Here is a 19,040-nt window from a genome sequence, read left to right on the forward strand (position 1 = left end):
AGCTATATTTATTTTTTCAGTGTTGCCAAAGGCACGGCGTAGCCGTCCAGTGAACAGTAAACAGTAATCAGTGAACCGATAACCGTTTACTGATCACTGATAACTGATAACTGATAACTGATAACTGATAACTGACTGACTAGATTTGCGAATCCTGTTGTTTATAGAGAGTATAGTAAAGGCCTTTTTTGGCCATTAATTCCTCGTGGGTGCCTTCCTCCGCTACTGTCCCTTTATCCATCATGACAATAATATCGGCGGATTTGATCGAAGCTAGACGATGGGTGATAAAAAAGACCGTATGATCCTTGAAAGCTTCTTTGAGATTCAGACACACTTGCCGTTCGGTGTTATAGTCGAGGGCGCTGGTGGCCTCATCAAGAATGAGAATTTGCGGTCTTTGCAGGACGGAACGAGCGATGGCAACCCGTTGTCGTTGTCCCCCCGATAGGGATGCCCCCCGTTCACCGACGCGGGTATTATAGCCATTGGGCAGGGTCATAATAAATTCGTGGGCCGCCGCTGTTTTCGCTGCCGAGACAATTTCCTCCACAGTAGCATCTGGGTTAGTCAGGGCGATATTTTCCTGTACCGTACCGTCAAATAATAGGGTTTCTTGGGGAACCATGCCGATTTGACGACGCAGGGAATAGAGTTCCACTTTATTGATATCATAGCCATCAATGAGAATCCGTCCCGATTCTGGTTCGTAGAGACGGGCTAATAGTTTAGTGATGGTACTTTTCCCGGCACCACTTTCTCCCACCAAAGCGACAAAAGTACCGGCGGGGAATTCTAAATTGACGTTGTATAGTTGCAGGGCGCCGTGGGGATTGAAGCGGAAAGCGAGGTTTTCGTAGGTGACATGGCCTTTAATTAAGGGCATGGGTATATTTTGGCGATCTAGTTCCGCTTCTTGGGGAGTATCGACGATATCGGCCAATCTTTCCAGGGATAAGCCGGTTTCTTGGAAGTTTTGCCAGAGTTGGGTCAAACGCAGAATCGGCGAGGTAACGTAGGAAGAGATAATCCGGAAGGCGATTAATTGACCGAGAGTGAGTTTTCCGTCTAAAACTAAGGCTGCTCCCACCCACAGCACTAATAAACCCGATAATTGGTTAAAGAAGTGACTAAAGGAACCGGCCAAAGTTGAGGTCATGACCGTTTGAAAACCTTCGGCCACATAGCGAGCATAACGCTCTTGCCACTGCCAACGGGAACGCAATTCGATATTCTGTGCTTTCACGGTTTGGATTCCCGTCATTACCTCCACTAGATAGGATTGGGTTTCGGCGTTTCGTTCCGCTTTTGCTCGCAGTTGTCGCCGCACGATCGGTGCGAAAATAGCTGTGGAGAGAACTAAAATCGGCACGACTCCCAGGGCCCAAACGGTTAGGATCGGGCTATAGATCAACATAACCACGATGTAGATAACCGAGAAAATGGCATCTAATACCACCGTTAGGGCTGTACCTGTTAAAAATTGCCGAATATTCTCTAATTCGTTGATTCTTGTCGAAATTTCCCCCACAGGTCGCCGTTCAAAGTATTTCAGCGGTAAGCGCAGCAGGTGATCGATAATTTCCGAACCGAGGGTCATGTCGATGCGGTTAGTGGTATCGACAAAAAGGGATGTCCTCAAAAAGGTTAAAATTCCCTCAAAAACGGCAATTACTAAGAGGAAAACCCCGAGGGTGTTCAGAGTTTCCGGGCTATTCTGCACGATCACTTTATCGATGATCACCTGAATCATCAAGGGATTGGCTAGGGCAAACAACTGCACGAAGAAAGAAGCGATAAAAACTTCTATTAAGACTCGTTTATGTTTCTTGACAGAGGGCCAAAACCATGATAAGCCAAAACGCTGTTGCTGGGTGTGTTTGGTGGGTTTGAGCAGAATTACTTCCCCTTTTTCGCCCCAAGATTCCAGAAATTCGCTGGTTTTGCGTTTAATTATCCCCCGTTCGGGAACGGCGATCGTGGTTTCCCGTTGATTAATTTCGTAGAGGATAACGATGGTGTCTTGCCAGCGAATTAGGGCAGGAGGGTTGATATTGGGCAAGGAAGTAGCATTTAGGGGTACTAATTGGCTATGGAGTCCCACTACCTCAGCCACAGCCCCACACAGGGGCAGGGAAAGGCTGCCAGTTCTTTGCAGTTGATCCCTTAGTATGCGTTGGATCACGTCCTTGCGAAAGGGGATATTAAAATATTTGCAGATCATCTGAAAACAGGCACTCACCGCCTCTAGTTCCGTTTTTCCCCTGAAAAAAGGATAGGATTTCTGGTTTTTCTGGACAGTTTTTTCAAGGTCGATATCGCTGGTGATGTCGCTTATTCTTCCTTGGGGGATATCCAATACCTGGGTGGGTTTATTTCCCTTGATGACTTGGGTTTCCCAGATATCATCCGTTTCTGTTGCTGCGGCCGCTTCGGTGGCAACTGTCAGGAATTCGTCTAACTGATTGGAGGAAAGACCTAATAAGCGGGCGTTAGTCGGATTATTCTGGGTGATAACTGTGCCGATAGGATAATTATCGGTATTTTCGCTGACTAACCAGAGATAATCATCGTTAATCTGGTTGTAGGACACACAAGCTTTGTTTAAAAGAGCCTGAGCAATTTCTTTCAGGTCCCCCCCACCCCAGGCCTGTTGATTAAGATAGGAGCCTAGGACAGCATAAACTTCAGCGATTGAGGTTTCTTTAAAGAAATGTTCCTTAAATTCGGGGTAATTATTGATTAAATACCAAAAATCCTCTTCTTTTAAGGTTAAACAGATCGTGACTTCCGAAGAAGCGATCACCGTTTCACAGGGACTACCGCGCAGAAGACTAATCCACCCGAATAAATCGGCCGGCTGCAATTTAGCCAAAGTAACCGGCAACGGATTGTTAACCCTAGCATCGTAACCCAAAAGTCTGGCCTCTCCCTGGTAGAGAAGAACGAGGTGAGAGGGTAAGCGGTCGCACTTGAGTATGGCATTGCCCATCTCATAGCGAAAGGGTTGTAATTTCTGGCCCAGAGAACGTCTAACCTCGACGGGCAGGCGATCAAAGGGCTGTACAGTCTCCAGAAAGGCGGTAAAATCTAAAGTGGTGTAACTCATTAGCTAGGCGAAAATTGACTAAGTTGGCAAATAATTAAGCGAAAAGACTGGGTTTACCCAGCTTTGCAAGGGATGCTATATAACCGATACCTGCTCGCTATTGACTGGGGTTGATTCGGAGATAAATTTCACTGTTTGCATTTGAGTCATTAACCATTGTTGGAATAAATCATTGCGTAAGCGTTGACGGGTGGGAGTATCCAGTTCACAGGATAAATATTTTTCTAACCGGACAATCACGACCCATTCTCCCACTTGCGTCGGTGGCCACAGTTGCCCCGGTTTACTTGCTTTGAGAATTTGCCCGATCTGGGGATGGGGGACGCTCAGTTCCACCGGTCCGAGCAGTCCTCCGGTTTCCGCTTCTGATCCTTGGGAATATTTTTTGGCTAGTTCAGCGAAGCTATTTTCTCGATCCTGTATCCGGAAAAATAGTTCCTGGGCAATGCCGAGATTTTTTGTCCGAATCAGCGAATAAACCACCTTATCCAATTGATTTTTGACTTGCAAGAAGTAGGATTCTACTTTGTTATCCCAAGTCTCCTGTTTAAATTTTTCCAATTTAATGTCCCGAAGAATTAGATATTCTAGTTGTTCGGAATCCATCCCGTTTTGTCGTAACCAAGATTTCATTTGTTCATCGTTGGCAATTTGATTATTTTGATAGAAACGGGAATAGGCGGCGTTTCTTTCTTCAGGATTGCAGCTGCTATTGGCGATCGCTTGCTCGATAATTACTTCCCGGATTAACTGCGGTAACATACCATATTTGGTCAAAAGAGGCAAGACCTGTGAGTCGCTAATTTTTTGCTCGCCGATTTCAATAATTGAACTCATAATAAATACATTTTCCCCACAGAAAGGTTTAAAACTATAAACTCTAGAAGCTTCTAAATTTTATTGAGGTGATTATACGTCAAAACAGCGATTTCAAGACACCCCCCCATTTTAATTGTAGTTTTCCCCCATGAAAGCCGAAGATTACAGAAATTAAAGAAATAAGTCGGTTCTCTGGGTGGGGATGGTGAGGGGAAGTAGCTCTGGTCTGGCCGATCGTCCCCCCAAAATCCGGCTCGGAAACCCCTAATTACGCCTCTAATTAACTAGAATAGACTTCTTGCAGAAGTGGGGGAAGGGGGGAAGGGGAAATTTTAACCTTTAACCCTGCCCTTTTCCCTACATTTGCGGAAAAAATTTTTTTTGATTTATGCAAGAGATGTAATGATAGGATATAGGTCTGACTGCCTTGGAGAGGTGGCAGAGTGGTCGATTGCGCTCGACTTGAAATCGAGTAACCAGCAATGGTTCGTGGGTTCAAATCCCACCCTCTCCGTACTCAACCAATCAAATTGGCGCTCAGGTGTCCCGATTGTTGGTAGGGAGGGGAAAATAAAATATACTAGGCTAAAAGGATAATATTGAGGCGATAGCCCCCTGGCATGGTTTTTTGGAAAAGATTGTTTAATAGTTCCGAAGTCACTGCATCACCTGACTATTCGGGAGACTTGGTAGAGGTTGCCCAGAATGACCTCGGACAGACACGAGTGTTTTTTAGTACCGATCGAGAGCTAGACCTATATGAGTTAGAAGAACTTTGTGACTCGGTAGGTTGGGCCCGTCGTCCTTTACGCAAAGTTAAAAAGGCGATCGAATGTAGTTTTTTAGTGGTGTCGATGTGGGAAGTGCGAGGTAATCGTCGTCGTTTAGTGGGTTTTGCTCGTGCCACTTCCGATCACGCTTTTAATGCTACGGTCTGGGATGTGGTGGTTCATCCTAACTATCAAAGTAAAGGCTTTGGTAAAGCCTTAATAAAATTTATGATCAGGAAGTTGCGAGGTGAGGACATCAGTAATATAACTCTTTTCGCCGATCCGCAGGTGGTGGATTTCTATCGTCGTCTCGGTTTTGTTCTCGATCCCGAAGGTATTAAAGGGATGTTTTGGTATCCCGATTAAGAACGCCGCTCTTAGGCTATACTAAAAAAAGAGTTCACTTCGGGATGTAGCGCAGCTTGGTAGCGCGCCTGCTTTGGGAGCAGGATGCCGCAGGTTCAAATCCTGTCATCCCGACTTAAGAGAAAATTCGGAGAAGTAGGAGATTCTTGGGGAATCATCAGGGTTTTTCTCTAGAAAAATTGCCCTGGCCTCCCCATGTCTCCCACTGCTGCTTGTAATATCTCGACCGAGGATTATTCTTCTTCTTCGTAATCCTCCTCGAAATCGTCCTCCTCTCCTTCCTCATCAGCTGCTGACCAGCGATCGCTGATAGGTGGGCGACTAAAGCGACTGCTCCCGCGGGAGGAGAGGAAAGCCATTTCATCATCCTCTAAATCGACCACATCACCCTCAGCGTAGGCGCGAGCGGTTTGATCGTCAAGAATCATATCGCTATCGTCACTACTATCGCCGAAACCGGGACGGGGGGGGAGTCCGATCCCGCCGGGGGCAGCGTAATAGCTACGATTGTTGTAGTTATATTCCTCCTCTGGGGGGGGGTAATCGCCGATCCCCGCCGTGTTTTCGTGGGCATTGAAGCCAGTACCTGCCGGAATCAGACGACCGATAATCACGTTTTCCTTGAGACCGCGTAACCAGTCGGACTTGCCTTCGATCGCCGCTTCGGTGAGAACGCGGGTGGTTTCTTGGAAGGAGGCGGCACTGATAAAGCTATCGGTATTCAAGGAGGCCTTGGTGATTCCCAGTAGTACAGGCGTATATTTAGCCGCCGCCCCGCCGGTGATCGACATGGCTTCGTTGACCGTCTCCACCTGTCGCAGTTCCAACAATTCCCCGGGTAACATACTGGTATCGCCGCCGTCATCGATCCGCACCTTAGAGGTCATCTGACGCACGATCACTTCGATGTGTTTATCGGCAATATCGATTCCCTGGGATTGATAGACCGACTGTACCTGATCAACGAGGAACATCTGGGTTTTTTCTAAGGCCTTCAGGGCTGCTTCGTAACTGCCCAGGCTATCCACATAATAATTAAAGAACACCTCTAAAATCTCGTGGGGATTAGCCTGACCATCGGTTAACGCCTGACCCACATCGATACGCTGATTATCGCTCACCAGAGGATTTTGACTGCCTAAAAGCGGATATTCACTGATCGTGCCGTCATCTTCGACCACCTTAATATCGACAATCTCAGAATCTTGGTACTCCACTTGACAAACTCCCGGTTTGCGTGCTAGGACACAAGCCTCTTTCGGTTTGCGTGCTTCGAGCAGTTCTTCGATTCTGGGTAAACCTTGAATGATATCCCCAGTTTTCGAGCGCTCAAACACCAACAGCACCAAATTATCGCCCCGTTGGACTAAATCCCCCTCATCGATGTGCAGAATGGCCCCCGCCGATACTCGGTAGGGTCGGGCGCTACGCAGACGGATATCATAGCCAGTGGCGGTTTTGTCAACGGCCAACACTTGACCGGAATTGGGGGCTAAAACTCCGGCACCGATCTCGGTTTCGGCGATTACCAGATCCCCGGCCTTGACGGTGGCAGCAACAGAGATCGGGAGAATAAACTCGTCACTGGTACGCACGATTAAAAGACGGCGCACCGCTTCGCTCCCCTTGCGAATCCCGCGAATTTCTCCAGTTTCCTTACACTGGATCTCGGTGCGGGCTACCACTGCCCCCGGTGGAATTTCATCGCCATCTTGGACGAGAACGCGAGTCTGAATATTACCCCCTAAAGGATCACCATCGCTATCCCGACGCAGCACCAGAGATTCCAGAATAACTAACTGTAAACGCTGACAATCGCTGTCCTCAATCGGTTCTAGCTCGATATCAGCCGTCAGATGGGAGACCGATTCTGGTTCTTCGCTAGAAATTTCTAGGACTAATTGGGTGCTGATCAGTTGACAACCCTCGACGGATTTAACTCTTTCCCCGTCTTTAAAGAAGATGCGCTGCACCGATCGCAATTCGATATGCCGTCCCCCTTCTTGGTTAGCGGACCCTTGGGTCGGAGAAGTGGATTGGTCATCGACGGTGAACTCCTGTACTGGTCGCAGTAGTAGCCCCAAACCCTCGTTAGTTTCCACCCATTCCGCTTGCCGTAACTCTTCGATCGTGACTTCGGGAGTCAACTGTGTTCCAGGGTAAATTAACTGTTCTTGGGCAATTCCGGAGGATTCCGGTTCGAGATCCATAAATAACAGCCCCGGTTTGACAATAATCTCCCGGAGGATGTCATTTTTCTGGATCACTTCCACCACACCGCTAGAGTTACAGAAGATGTCTTTAACCACTTCTTCCCCTGCTTCCACATACTGCCCATCTTCCACCTGTAAGAGGGAGATATCTTTATTAACTTCGTGAGTTTCTTCGGGAATCCAGAGGATCGTGCCGCCTTTGGTGATTTCATAACCCTGTTTGCGGCTGCCTTTGGAGACTTCGATATCGACGTATTTAATCATGCCGCCGGTGTGGGTTTGATAGCGATCATCGATTAACTCGGCGACAATGGCATGATTCTGTACTTTTGTCCCCGGAGTGGTTTTCAGCAGGAAGCGTTGACCATCTCCGGTATGAATAATAAATTGTTCCCGACCGGCACTACTTTCTACCTTTACTTCGGCCTGATCCAAAGACACGGAAGCGGTGACGATATCGATTTCCCGGCTATTGGGGGCTAAACGCACCAAACCGCCGTTAGTGGATACCAACTTAGTTTCCGCCAGAACATCCCCCACTTGGACTTGATCGCCGTTACTGACCACGGGTTCGGCCCCTGGGGGCAAGTTATACACTTCTCCGGAGAGAATCCATAGTAATCCCCCCCGTTGGGCGATGCGGGTGGTGTTGCCTTGGCGATCGGTTTTTTCCTCTGGGACTAATTGGGAGAATAGCACCTCGCCGGCTAAGTCACTGGTTACGTCTTTCGTCGCTTTTTCCGTAGATTTTTGGACTTTATCGGAGGTAATTTCCGCTAGTAACTGTTCCTCGCTTACTGTTGCCCCATCGGTGACGAATAGCAGTGAACCAGGAGTCAAAGAGTAGGTGACAGTTTCTTTAGTTTTATCCCTGGGTGTTAATTTAATTTCCCCTGGGGCCTCCACTTGATCCCGTTCATCTCCGTGGCGGGTTCGCACGTTACGGATACTTAACCCCGGCAGAAAACGCACAGTTCCCTCGAAGGGACTCCGCACTTGCCGGGCTACTTCTCCGGTAAATACGCCCCCGGTGTGGAAGGTCCGCATGGTTAACTGAGTCCCCGGTTCCCCGATCGATTGGGCGGCAATAATCCCCACTGCTTCCCCCATATCTACCGGATGACCGTGGGCCAGACTCCAACCGTAACAGGTTTGGCAAACCGAGCGGGCTGCTTCACAGGTTAAGGGGCTGCGGACTTTGATTTTATCGACCAGTTTGCCCAGTTTTTCGGCGGTTTCGTCATCGATAATCTGGTTACGGGTGGCGATCACTTCTCCGTTGACCACCACATCTTCGGCCAGGGAGCGCCCTAATAGGCGATCGCTTAAGGGAATTAACACGCGATCGCCATCGGTCATGGCGGTTAATTCGATGTAACGATTGGTGCCACAATCGGCCTCGCGGACGATGACATCTTGGGACACATCGACGAGACGACGAGTCAAATAACCGGAATCTGCCGTCCGTAGGGCTGTATCAACTAAACCTTTGCGCGCCCCGTAGGAGGAAATAACGTATTCGGTAACGGTCAATCCTTCCCGGAAGTTAGTCTTAATCGGGAGGTCGATAATTTCCCCCTGGGGATTAGCCATTAACCCCCGCATTCCCACTAACTGACGTACTTGGCTCATATTACCCCGCGCTCCGGAGAAAGCCATCATATAGACGGAGTTGAGGGGATCGGTAACTTGGAAGTTGCGAATTACTTCATCTTTAAGCGATTCAGATGTACTATTCCAAGTGTCAATTACTTTTTGGAAGCGTTCCACTTCGGTGATTTCCCCGCGCACATAACGCTGTTCGGTTTGCCGGATTTCCTGTTCGGCACTTTCGATCATCTGTCGTTTAGCCGGCGGTACGGTTAAATCATCCACACTAATGGAAACCCCTGCTTTGGTAGCGAAACGAAAACCGAGGTTTTTCAATTCATCGGCCATTTGTGAACAGCGCGCCGAACCGTAGTTTTGATAGGCCCAAGCGATCAGTTTTTTTAGTTTTCCTTTGTCAACAGTTTGGTTATAAAACATCTCGATCCGGGTAACAAGTAAACAGCTATTAGCTATCAGCATTCAGCATTCAGCTATCAGTTAGAAAAGGGAACAGAAAACAGGGAATAGGGAACGGGGAATAGGCAAATTTTTACTTTACTGTCCTTTTTTTTGCTTTTTCCTGGAAAATTCTCTCCTGTCTCCTGACTGGAAAGAGGGTGTAGGGTGTGGGGTGTGGGGTGTGGGGAAAGAAACCTCTTTCATCTCTGGGGGTGAAAATTTTTTCATCGGGACTGACTCCTGACTTCTCACTGATAACTGATAACTGATAACTGATAACTGATAACTGAAATTACACTTCCGATTCTTCTTCCTCAAGGTCTTCCGTGGTTAAGGATTCGTAGGTGGGGCGAGAGGGGGCGCGACGGCCGACATCGACCATCAGATCCACCTCCACATCGCGGGAAGTACCATCGGGGGCATTTTCCACCTTGTGAACGGCGATATCGAGGCCGAGGGATTGCAATTCTCGCATCAAAACCTTAAAGGATTCTGGCGTACCCGGGCGGGGAATCGGCTTACCTTTTACGATCGCATTTAAAGCCTCATTCCGTCCTTGCATATCGTCGGATTTCACCGTTAGCAATTCCTGCAAGGTATAGGCTGCCCCGTAGGCCTCCAGGGCCCAGACTTCCATTTCTCCGAAGCGCTGGCCCCCCTGTTGAGCTTTACCGCCCAAGGGTTGCTGAGTAACTAAAGAGTAGGGACCGGTAGAACGGGCGTGAATCTTATCATCAACCAGGTGAACCAGTTTTAACATATAGGCCATACCGACGGTAACGGGACGGTCAAAGGGTTCGCCGGTGCGACCATCATAGACGGTAACTTTGCCGGCGTGTTCTTCCTTGAAAACCCAATCGCGATTAGGTTTTTTCGAGGCATTTTCGAGCAATCCGTGGACGGTTAAACGGCTGGCTTCCTCCCCGTACATTTCGTCAAAGGGAGTAATCTTAAAGCGCACGCCCAGATTTTCGCCGGCCCAACCCAGTAAACATTCAAACACCTGACCCACGTTCATGCGACTGGGAACCCCTAGGGGATTGAGAACGATATCGACGGGACGACCATCGGGGAGGTAGGGCATATCTTCTAGGGGCAGAATCCGAGAAATAATCCCTTTATTGCCGTGACGACCCGCCATTTTATCGCCCACTTGGATTTTGCGTTTTTGGGCAACGTAGACCCGCACCACCATATTGGCCCCGGGGGGTAATTCATCCCCCTGTTCGCGGGTAAATACCCGCACATCCACCACCCGGCCTTTTTCGCCGTTGGGGACGCGTAGGGAGTTATCCCGTACATCCCGGGCCTTTTCGCCGAAAATTGCCCGCAGTAGTTTTTCCTCAGGGGGTTGGTCTGATTCTCCTTTCGGGGTGACTTTGCCCACGAGGATATCGCTGGCTTCTACCCAAGCACCGATGCGAATAATGCCGCGTTCATCGAGGTTTCGCAGGGCATCTTCACCGACGTTGGGAATTTCCCTGGTGATTTCCTCAGGTCCAAGTTTAGTTTGACGGGCTTCGATTTCGTATTTTTCGATGTGGATACTGGTATAGACATCTTGAGCCACCAGTCTTTCACTGATTAAAATCGCGTCTTCGTAGTTATAGCCTTCCCAGGGCATATAGGCGACGAGGATATTCTGTCCGAGGGCGATTTCTCCTCCTTCGGTGGCGGAACCATCGGCGAGGATCTGCCCGGGGACAACCTGTTCCCCTTGATAGACTAAAGGACGCTGATTTAGGCAGGTATCTTGGTTAGAGCGTTGATATTTCTGAATTTCGTACTCGATCTCGCTCTTACCAAAAATCTCTTTGTCTTCATCCGCCACTTTGATGCGAATCCGGTTAGCATCGACGTAGGAAACGACCCCATTGGTACGGGAAACGATGACCATGCCGGAGTCGCGAGCGGCCTGTGCTTCCAATCCCGTTCCCACAAGGGGACGTTCGGGACGCAGCAGGGGAACCGCTTGTCGTTGCATATTAGAACCCATGAGGGCGCGGTTAGCGTCGTCGTGTTCGAGGAAGGGAATCAGGGAAGTGGCCACCGAGACAATTTGGACGGGGGAAACACAAACGTAGTCCACTTGTTCGGGGGAGGTGGTGGAGAATTCCTGCCGATAGCGCACGGGGATAGTTTCGCCGAGGATATAACCATTTTCATCGGTGGCCACGTCTCCCGGGGCGACTCTGAGATCGTCTTCTTCGTCGGCGGTGAGGTATTTAACGGGGAGATCGTAGCGGACTCGGCCATTTTCCACCGCATAACAGGGGGTTTCAATAAAACCGTAGTCGTTGACGCGAGCGTAGGTGGCTAGGGAACCGATTAGACCGGCGTTGGGACCTTCGGGGGTTTCCACCGGACAGATGCGGCCGTGGTGGGAGGGGTGAATGTCGCGCACGGCAAAACCGGCCCGTTCCCGGGTCAGACCGCCGGGTCCAAGGGCGGAGATACGGCGTTTATGGGTCAATTCCGCTAGGGGGTTGGTTTGATCCATGAACTGGGAGAGTTGCGAGGAACCAAAGAATTCTTTAATGGCCGCTACTAGGGGTTTCGGGTTGACTAGGGAAGCGGGGGTGAGGTTTTGGGATTCGCTGACGGTCATCCGTTCCCGAATGATTCTTTCTAAGCGGTTTAAACCTACTCGCACTTGGTTTTGTAGCAGTTCACCCACGGAACGGACGCGACGGTTGCCGAGGTGGTCGATGTCGTCGGTGTTGCCGATGTCAAATTCGAGGTTAATTAGGTAGTCGATCGCCGCTAAGATGTCGGTGGTGGTGAGAACGCGCTGGTTATCGGGGACGTTGAGGCGTAGTTTTTTGTTGAGTTTATAACGACCAACGCGACCGAGATCGTAGCGTTTATTGTCAAAAAAGCGCGATTCGAGCAGTTGTTGTCCGCCGGTGACGGTGGGAGGTTCTCCGGGGCGTAGTTTGCGGTACAGGTCGAGGAGGGACTCTTCTTCGCTGGGATTGCCTTCTTTGTCGAGGGTTTTTTGGTAAAATTCGGGATGGCGTAGGGAGTCAAAGATTTCGTTATCGCTCAATCCGATCGCTTTCAAGAGAACTTGGGCGGATAATTTGCGAGTTTTGTCGATTCTGACCCAAACTAAGCCGTTTTTGTCGGTTTCAAATTTTAACCAAGCTCCTCGGTTGGGAATCAGGGAAGCGGAGTAGGTACGGCGACCGTTTTTGTCGATTTCGGCTTTGTAGTAAACACCGGGGGAACGGACGATCTGATTGACGATGACTCGTTCGGCCCCGTTAATGATAAAGGTTCCCCGTTCGGTCATCAGGGGTAAATCGCCGATAAAGACTTCCTGTTCGATGTTTTCTCCCGTTTCTTTGTTGATTAAACGGGTGGGAACGTACATCTGAACGGAATAGCTGCTATCGCGTCGTTTGGCCTCATCGACGCTGTATTTTGGTTCTTTGAGTCTGTAGTCCTGGCCGAGGAAATGTAGTTCTAATTTACCTGTATAGTCGCTGATGGGGGAAAAGCTATTCAGTTCCTCGATTAGTCCTTCTTCCAAAAACCACCGAAAACTGGAGTGTTGGATTTCGATGAGGTCAGGTAAGAGGTTAAAGGTCAGATTGTTCATAGGGTTACAAGGGCTGATGACACGATAGCGACGGTCGGATATCAGTGAGCAGTGAGGGGTTGGGTGTTGGGGGTTGGATGTTAGGGTTTTAGGGTTTTGGGGTTTTGGGGTTTTAGGGTTTTAGTTGAATCCCCCCATTTCCCCATTTCCCCCCGCAACGCGCACGAAGTGGTCTCCCCATTTCCCCATTTCCCCATTCCCTGCTCTGTGCTAATAAAATATGTTTTTTAACTGGGGAGTTGAAATAAGTTGCGGGCGTTGTGGGTGGTTTGTTCGGCTAGGGTTTCGACCGGATAGCCGCGCAGACGGGCGACGGTTTCGGCCACATGGAAGACGAAAGAGGGTTCACAGGGTTTACCTCGGTGGGGATTGGGGGAGAGAAAGGGGCAATCGGTTTCGATCAGTAGGCGATCGCTGGGGACAATTTGGGCGGCAGCTTGCACGGTTTTACTGTTTTTGAAGGTGACAATGCCGCTAAAGCTGATGTAAAAACCCAAATCTAAAAACCATTGAGTTTCTTCGGGGTTGCCAGTCCAGCAGTGCATCACGCCGCGAATTTGTCCCACTTGTTGCCTAAAAGCGCTGATTTCCTCCCGCATGACCGGGGCCGCATCTCGACAATGGATAATCACGGGTTTATCGAGACGATGGGCGATTTCTAATTGCGTCCAAAAGACCTGTTTTTGCTGCTCTTGATTATCCGCTTTATAGAAGTCTAAACCCATTTCCCCGATCGCCACGACGCGCCGATCAGATCGGGCTAGGGATTCGATCTGATCGGCACTATTATCTCGCCATTTTTGGGCATCTAGGGGATGTAAACCGACGGCGAAGGAAATTTCCTCAAATTGATCGGCAATGGCTTTAATCGCCGCAAACTCTTCTGGTTCGACACAGGAGTGAACCAGATGAACGACTCCCACACTTCGCCAACGTTCGGAGATAGCGGGCAAGTCGGCTTGCAAAACGTCAAAGTTCAAATGAACGTGCGTATCTATTAATTGCATCGACCCCCGATCGCTTGTTGCGTCTGTCCTGATTACAGCTTACTTGTTTCTTAGGAAGCTTGGCTAACTTTTTGCAAAGCCTTGGCTAAACCAGCTTTTTTTCTAGCGCCGTTGTTCCGGTGCAAGACGTTGCGCTTGACGGCTTTATCGATTTTACTGTAAGCTTCCGATAGAGCTTGTTGGGCGCTTTCTAAGCCTTCTGGGCTGGGGTTGGCTCCGTAGGCCGAGACAGCGACAAGACATTTTTTGATCAGGGTTCTTACGGCTGACTTGTACGCTTTGTTGCGTAGTCGATTTCTTTCGGAGATTTGGACTCGTTTGAGTGCAGACTTTGTATTAGCCACAGTCGTTTCTCGTTCTCAATACTGGTATGGTTAATCGGGACACAGACAAACCATGATAACAGATTTGTGTTATTTGTTGCAAGAGTTTTCCAGACAAGTTAGGTTCCCCAGAGATGGGTAAGGATTGAGGATTAAGAGGTTGAGGCGATTTTGCCCTAACTGTGCCGATAACTAAGGGCTAAACTTGTCCTGAGCGGCTAAACCGTAGGTAATGCCCATCCATATTACCTAGATTAAGTACCTAAGCAAAATTAATTACACATATCTAACTAACCACCTCTTGCCTCTTGCCTTTCTTCACTAGGAAATTTATTTTGCACGACTACTTAGCAGATTTCCTTCCCCCCTGAACAGTTACTATTGATATTTTCAGGGAAAAAGTACCTAATTTTCCCCTGAAAATTAGGTAATTGACCTCCTAGAAATCGGTCAAACCCTACACCCCACAAGAAACTTTTTGTCGCAAACCCTAGATATTTCTGCAAAGACCACCAGAAAACTGAGCCTCAAGGAGACCCAGTTGCCAGTTTTTTGAGAGCGGGAAATTAACGAATGTACTCTTTGAGGATACTATTACGGTTAGGGTGACGCAGTTTCCGCAGAGCCTTGGCTTCTATTTGACGAATGCGCTCGCGAGTGACGTTGAAGATTTGGCCGATTTCTTCGAGGGTTTTCATCCGGCCGTCATCCAAACCGTAGCGCAGACGCAGCACATCGCGTTCACGAGGACTAAGGGTATCGAGGACATTTTCTAAATCCTCGCGTAATAAATTTTTAGAAACTTCATCTTCTGGGGTTTCCCCATCCGCTTCGATAAAGTCTCCTAAACGGGAATCTTCTTCTTTACCGATGGGAGTCTCTAGAGAAATGGGTAATTGGGCAGATTTTGCGATAAAACGCAGTTTTTCAATGGTCATCTCCATCTTGGTGGCGATTTCTTCCTCGGTGGGTTTGCGACGCATTTCCTGAGAAAGAATCTTGGTGGTTTTTTTGATCCGGGAGATGGTTTCGTAGAGGTGGACGGGGAGACGAATGGTGCGGGATTGATCTGCGATCGCCCGGGTGATGGCTTGACGAATCCACCAAGTGGCATAGGTGGAGAATTTATAACCCTTTTCGTGGTCGAATTTTTCGGCGGCGCGGATCAAACCGAGCGAACCTTCTTGAATTAAATCTTGGAAGGAAAGACCGCGATTCATGTATTTCTTGGCGATCGAAACCACTAAACGCAGGTTCGATTGTACCATTTTTTCCTTAGCGCGACGACCATGGTACAATCGACGCTTAAAGGCCGATAAGTATTCCTTTGATTTGGCCAGCCATTCTTCCACCAGGGGAGCCGTTAGCTCCGTCTTACCTAAATAAGCCTTAATATCCGATAATTTCGGTTCTTTTTCCGATTTTTCAACGATAATTTTTTCGATGCGCTCGAACAGGAAAACCTGTTTTCCCCATTCAGCATCGGTATAGAGGCGAAAATCTTCGCGAATGCGCTCTAATTTCAGTAGATCGGCGATTTTTCTCGCTAATTCGATCTCCTCCTCCGCTCTCAATAACCGAATCCTGCCGATCTCTTGCAGATAAATCCGAATCGAATCTTCCGTATAGGGTTTTTTTCTGGCCGCGTCGCGACGACGAGCGCTGGCAAGGCGGCGGTTTTTTTTGCCATCGTTGCTATCGCTGGTTTCTTCTAGCTCTAACTCGATATCCTCATCATCGAAGTCTTCGTCTAGGTCAATCAAATCTAAATCCAATTGCGGCTCGGTAAGGGTTAGTACATCGTGGGCCTGCGTCATGCCGTTTTCCTCTTGCTCCTTCTGTGCAAAACTAGAAGATCGAATCTCAATCTAGGTGATACTGAACGAATTTGTGTCTCAAATCCGAGACGGGGAAAGACTTTTCCGATTGTAGCTTTAATTACAACAAATGGGAGAAGATCTTTGCTTAAATTCTCTTGTGTCGATGCGATTTTAGCGACACGGAATGCTGTTTTAGCTCGGTCAACTCATAATCTGGCTCCTGCAAAAATTGGGTAAATGGCTGGAAGACCGAAATCCGATCGCCGGTTTGTCTGCGGTGTTGACCAGATAGCTAACAATCAAAGGAATTATCGGGCGGGTTAACTGTTCCCACTGGCAAGGGGAAAATAATCCCTATTTCCCTTGGCTAATTCCTTTAGTCCTTAGCTATTGTATTTAATTTGATCGGATTCTTACGGATAAATTTCATCCCTCATTGCTTTTACGGGAATCTTATTTTGGTACATTCGCACCACGATCATTAGAGCGCAAGCTCATACTATTAACTTAGCAACATTTTAGAAATTTGCGAGACAAATTTAAGATTTTCTCCAACAGCGACGTGGGGTGTGGGGTGTGGGGAGATGGGGAAGTGGGGTGTGGGGTGTGGGGAAGTGGGGTGATGGGGGAATTTCAACTAAAACCCTAATACCCCAACACCCTAAAACCCTATCTAGACTTGTAGCATTTCTGAGGTTTTTTCCTTCTGCTGCAGTGCGACGTGGAGACGGTTTAAGGCACTGACGTAGGCGCGAGCGGAGGCGACAATAATATCGGTATCGGCCGCGCGAGCAGAATAGGTGCGTCCTTCGTAACGGAGACGGATAGTCACTTCTCCTAAAGCATCGATTCCCTCGGTAACTTCTCGCACCGAGAAAGAGATTAATTCGTTCGGAATCTGCACCACTCGATCGATCGCTTTGCAGAGAGCATCCACTGGGCCTGTACCAATGGCCGCATCGGATAACTCGCTACCGTCGGGAGTGCGAATCGTTACCGTGGCCGTGGGTCTGGCACTATTGCCACAGGACACTTGTACTAACTCAAGGCGGAAGTGATCGGGAACCGTATCGATTTCATCGTTAACAATCGCTTCTAGATCGCGATCGGTGATTTCCTTTTTGCGATCGGCCATTTCCTTAAACTGGATAAAAGCGTTATTAAGTTCCGTTTCCGAAAGCTCAAAACCCAATTCCTGTAAACGAGAGCGAAAAGCGTTGCGTCCAGAGAGTTTACCGAGAACGATCTGATTATGGGTCAAACCGATCGATTCTGCATCCATAATCTCATAGGTGAGTTTATGTTTTAACACCCCGTCCTGATGGATTCCCGACTCGTGTGCGAAAGCGTTAGCACCGACGATCGCCTTATTCGGTTGCACGATCATGCCGGTAAGATTAGAAACTAGGCGAGAAGTGCGATAGATTTCCTTGGTGTTGATCTTGGTTAAAGGTTCCGTGGACTCTGCTGGACGACCGAGGAAAGGATTAAAATAGGAGCGCCGGACATGAAGGGCCATCACCAACTCTTCTAGGGAAGCATTACCGGCACGCTCACCGATACCGTTAATGGTACATTCCAACTGTCGAGCGCCATTTTTAACTGCTTCGAGGAAATTAGCCACCGCTAACCCTAGATCATCGTGACCATGGACGGAGATAATCGCTTGGTCGATATTGGGGACATTTTCCTTAATTCCCCGGATTAAAGCCCCAAATTCGCTGGGGGTGGTGTAACCGACGGTATCGGGAATATTAACGGTGGTGGCTCCTGCGGCGATCGCTCTTTCGAGGACTTGGTAGAGGAATTCCGGATCGCTGCGGCCGGCATCTTCGGGGGAAAATTCCACATCATTAAGGAAGGATTTGGCATAGGCCACCATTTCTGGCACAATCTCAAGAACTTCCTGACGAGTCTTCTTAAGTTTATATTGGAGGTGGATATCAGATGTGGCTAGGAAGGTGTGAATTCTGGGCTTGGCGGCGGGTCTGAGCGCATCGGCTGCTGATTTAATATCTTTTTGGGTAGCCCGGGCTAATCCGCAAATAATCGGGCTATCAGCTTCGCTGCCGACGCTGGCGGCAATTTTCTGTACAGCTTCAAAGTCCCCCGGACTAGCGTGGGGAAAACCTGCTTCAATGACATCAACTCCCAGTCGTGCCAGTGCGCGCGCTATGGTTAGCTTCTCATCCACATTTAAAGCGGCACCCGGGGACTGTTCCCCATCTCGAAGGGTGGTATCGAAGATAATCACACGGTCTGGACTGGTATTCATAGTTTTTTTGTACCGTTAACGAACTTGGGAGTTGTTCCTCTGATTATAGCAGCTGAGGCCGAGGGGGTTGTTAAGGAAAATTGCGCTGAGAATCTCTCGACCTGCTCGCACTTTTCCTGCTTGCCTTTTTTTTGGCTACCATAGAGGATATGGATAAATTGGCGAGGGAGTTAACAATGTTTGGCAAACCAGCGAAGGAACCGAACCCACCGGAGGTAAAAGACCTACAGGAGGTGATGTTTTCAATTAAGCAAAATCTTGAACCGGATCAGGATAAAACTGATATTAATCTTGTTGAGACTCCCCCGCCCGAGGTGGTTACTGTAGTTGAAAATATTAGTAAAATTCTCTCTCCCTATTTTATCGTTTTGGTGGGTTTATTTCTCTATGATCGGAATAGTTTGATTGGTTTTTTGTTAGTCTTTACGGGAGTTTTAGCGATTTTTGGGGTTTCTCTCAAGGATATTAATAAACTTATTGAAGAAGGGAAAAAGTTTTTCCAATCTAAGTAGTTTTATTCTCTAGATATAGCAATTATCTTAATGGTGAGGTAGCAAGTCTCCACTGTTAGGAAACGGCTAGAAGGGAGTTTTTTTCAGTGATCAGTAAACAGTGATCAGTAAACAGTGAACTGATAACTGATAACTGATAACTGATAACTGATAACTGATAACTGATAACTGAT

9 protein-coding genes, 2 tRNA genes and 1 pseudogene are annotated in these 19,040 nt (G+C 48.4%); 4 read left to right on the forward strand and 8 right to left on the reverse strand.

Annotation, left to right across the window (positions count from 1 at the left end):
- Positions 1-139 precede the first annotated feature (139 nt).
- Positions 140-3,109, reverse strand: a complete 2,970-nt coding sequence (locus MICAI_RS05230; protein WP_008198778.1) for a peptidase domain-containing ABC transporter — start codon at positions 3,107-3,109, stop codon at positions 140-142.
- Positions 3,110-3,184: 75 nt separating this feature from the next.
- Positions 3,185-3,946, reverse strand: a complete 762-nt coding sequence (locus tag MICAI_RS05235) for a peptidylprolyl isomerase (protein WP_008198780.1) — start codon at positions 3,944-3,946, stop codon at positions 3,185-3,187.
- A 411-nt stretch (positions 3,947-4,357) separates the two neighbouring features.
- Here MICAI_RS05235 and MICAI_RS05240 point away from each other — a divergent pair.
- The 3 genes from MICAI_RS05240 (at position 4,358) to MICAI_RS05250 (ending at position 5,178) form a co-directional block, all read left to right on the forward strand.
- Positions 4,358-4,442, forward strand: a tRNA-Ser gene (locus MICAI_RS05240).
- A 106-nt stretch (positions 4,443-4,548) separates the two neighbouring features.
- The gene (locus MICAI_RS05245; protein WP_008198782.1) at positions 4,549-5,064 is read left to right on the forward strand and encodes a GNAT family N-acetyltransferase; all 516 of its coding nucleotides are present in this window, start codon (positions 4,549-4,551) and stop codon (positions 5,062-5,064) included.
- Between the two features lie 40 nt (positions 5,065-5,104).
- Positions 5,105-5,178: transfer RNA gene (locus tag MICAI_RS05250), tRNA-Pro, on the forward strand.
- A 445-nt stretch (positions 5,179-5,623) separates the two neighbouring features.
- On the opposite strand, the pseudogene MICAI_RS05255 reads toward MICAI_RS05250, so the two are convergent.
- The 6 genes and pseudogenes from MICAI_RS05255 to MICAI_RS05280 all read right to left on the reverse strand — a co-directional run.
- Positions 5,624-9,305 (reverse strand): annotated as a pseudogene (locus tag MICAI_RS05255) (DNA-directed RNA polymerase subunit beta'); the annotation flags it as partial.
- Between the two features lie 313 nt (positions 9,306-9,618).
- Entirely contained in the window at positions 9,619-12,930 is a 3,312-nt protein-coding gene (gene rpoB, locus MICAI_RS05260) for a DNA-directed RNA polymerase subunit beta (protein WP_008198787.1), read from the reverse strand.
- A 227-nt stretch (positions 12,931-13,157) separates the two neighbouring features.
- Positions 13,158-13,937, reverse strand: a complete 780-nt coding sequence (locus MICAI_RS05265; RefSeq protein ID WP_008198789.1) for a TatD family hydrolase — start codon at positions 13,935-13,937, stop codon at positions 13,158-13,160.
- A 50-nt stretch (positions 13,938-13,987) separates the two neighbouring features.
- Positions 13,988-14,281 carry a 30S ribosomal protein S20 gene (gene rpsT, locus MICAI_RS05270; protein WP_002737368.1) on the reverse strand — a complete coding sequence of 98 codons (294 nt, stop codon included), beginning with the start codon at positions 14,279-14,281 and terminating at the stop codon, positions 13,988-13,990.
- Positions 14,282-14,826: 545 nt separating this feature from the next.
- Positions 14,827-16,077, reverse strand: coding sequence for an RNA polymerase sigma factor RpoD (gene rpoD / locus MICAI_RS05275; RefSeq protein WP_008198793.1), 1,251 nt, complete (start codon positions 16,075-16,077; stop codon positions 14,827-14,829).
- 676 nt (positions 16,078-16,753) lie between these two features.
- On the reverse strand, positions 16,754-18,355 hold the full coding sequence (locus MICAI_RS05280; protein ID WP_008198795.1) for a 2-isopropylmalate synthase: 1,602 nt from the start codon (positions 18,353-18,355) through the stop codon (positions 16,754-16,756).
- A 176-nt stretch (positions 18,356-18,531) separates the two neighbouring features.
- On the opposite strand from MICAI_RS05280, the gene MICAI_RS05285 reads away from it, so the two are divergent.
- The gene (locus MICAI_RS05285; RefSeq protein WP_008198796.1) at positions 18,532-18,867 is read left to right on the forward strand and encodes a hypothetical protein; all 336 of its coding nucleotides are present in this window, start codon (positions 18,532-18,534) and stop codon (positions 18,865-18,867) included.
- The last annotated feature ends 173 nt before the right edge of the window (positions 18,868-19,040 follow it).

It is taken from the genome of Microcystis sp. T1-4 (genome assembly GCF_000297435.1).
In the GTDB taxonomy this organism is placed as follows: domain Bacteria; phylum Cyanobacteriota; class Cyanobacteriia; order Cyanobacteriales; family Microcystaceae; genus Microcystis.

Excerpts from the sequence above, each read along its gene's own strand:
- rpoB (WP_008198787.1), bottom strand. The coding sequence starts at position 12,930 with ATGAACAATCTGACCTTTAACCTCTTACCTGACCTCATCGAAATCCAA.
- MICAI_RS05265 (WP_008198789.1), bottom strand. The coding sequence starts at position 13,937 with ATGCAATTAATAGATACGCACGTTCATTTGAACTTTGACGTTTTGCAA.
- MICAI_RS05230 (WP_008198778.1), bottom strand. The coding sequence starts at position 3,109 with ATGAGTTACACCACTTTAGATTTTACCGCCTTTCTGGAGACTGTACAG.
- MICAI_RS05285 (WP_008198796.1), top strand. The coding sequence starts at position 18,532 with ATGTTTGGCAAACCAGCGAAGGAACCGAACCCACCGGAGGTAAAAGAC.
- MICAI_RS05280 (WP_008198795.1), bottom strand. The coding sequence starts at position 18,355 with ATGAATACCAGTCCAGACCGTGTGATTATCTTCGATACCACCCTTCGA.
- MICAI_RS05245 (WP_008198782.1), top strand. The coding sequence starts at position 4,549 with ATGGTTTTTTGGAAAAGATTGTTTAATAGTTCCGAAGTCACTGCATCA.
- rpoD (WP_008198793.1), bottom strand. The coding sequence starts at position 16,077 with ATGACGCAGGCCCACGATGTACTAACCCTTACCGAGCCGCAATTGGAT.
- MICAI_RS05235 (WP_008198780.1), bottom strand. The coding sequence starts at position 3,946 with ATGAGTTCAATTATTGAAATCGGCGAGCAAAAAATTAGCGACTCACAG.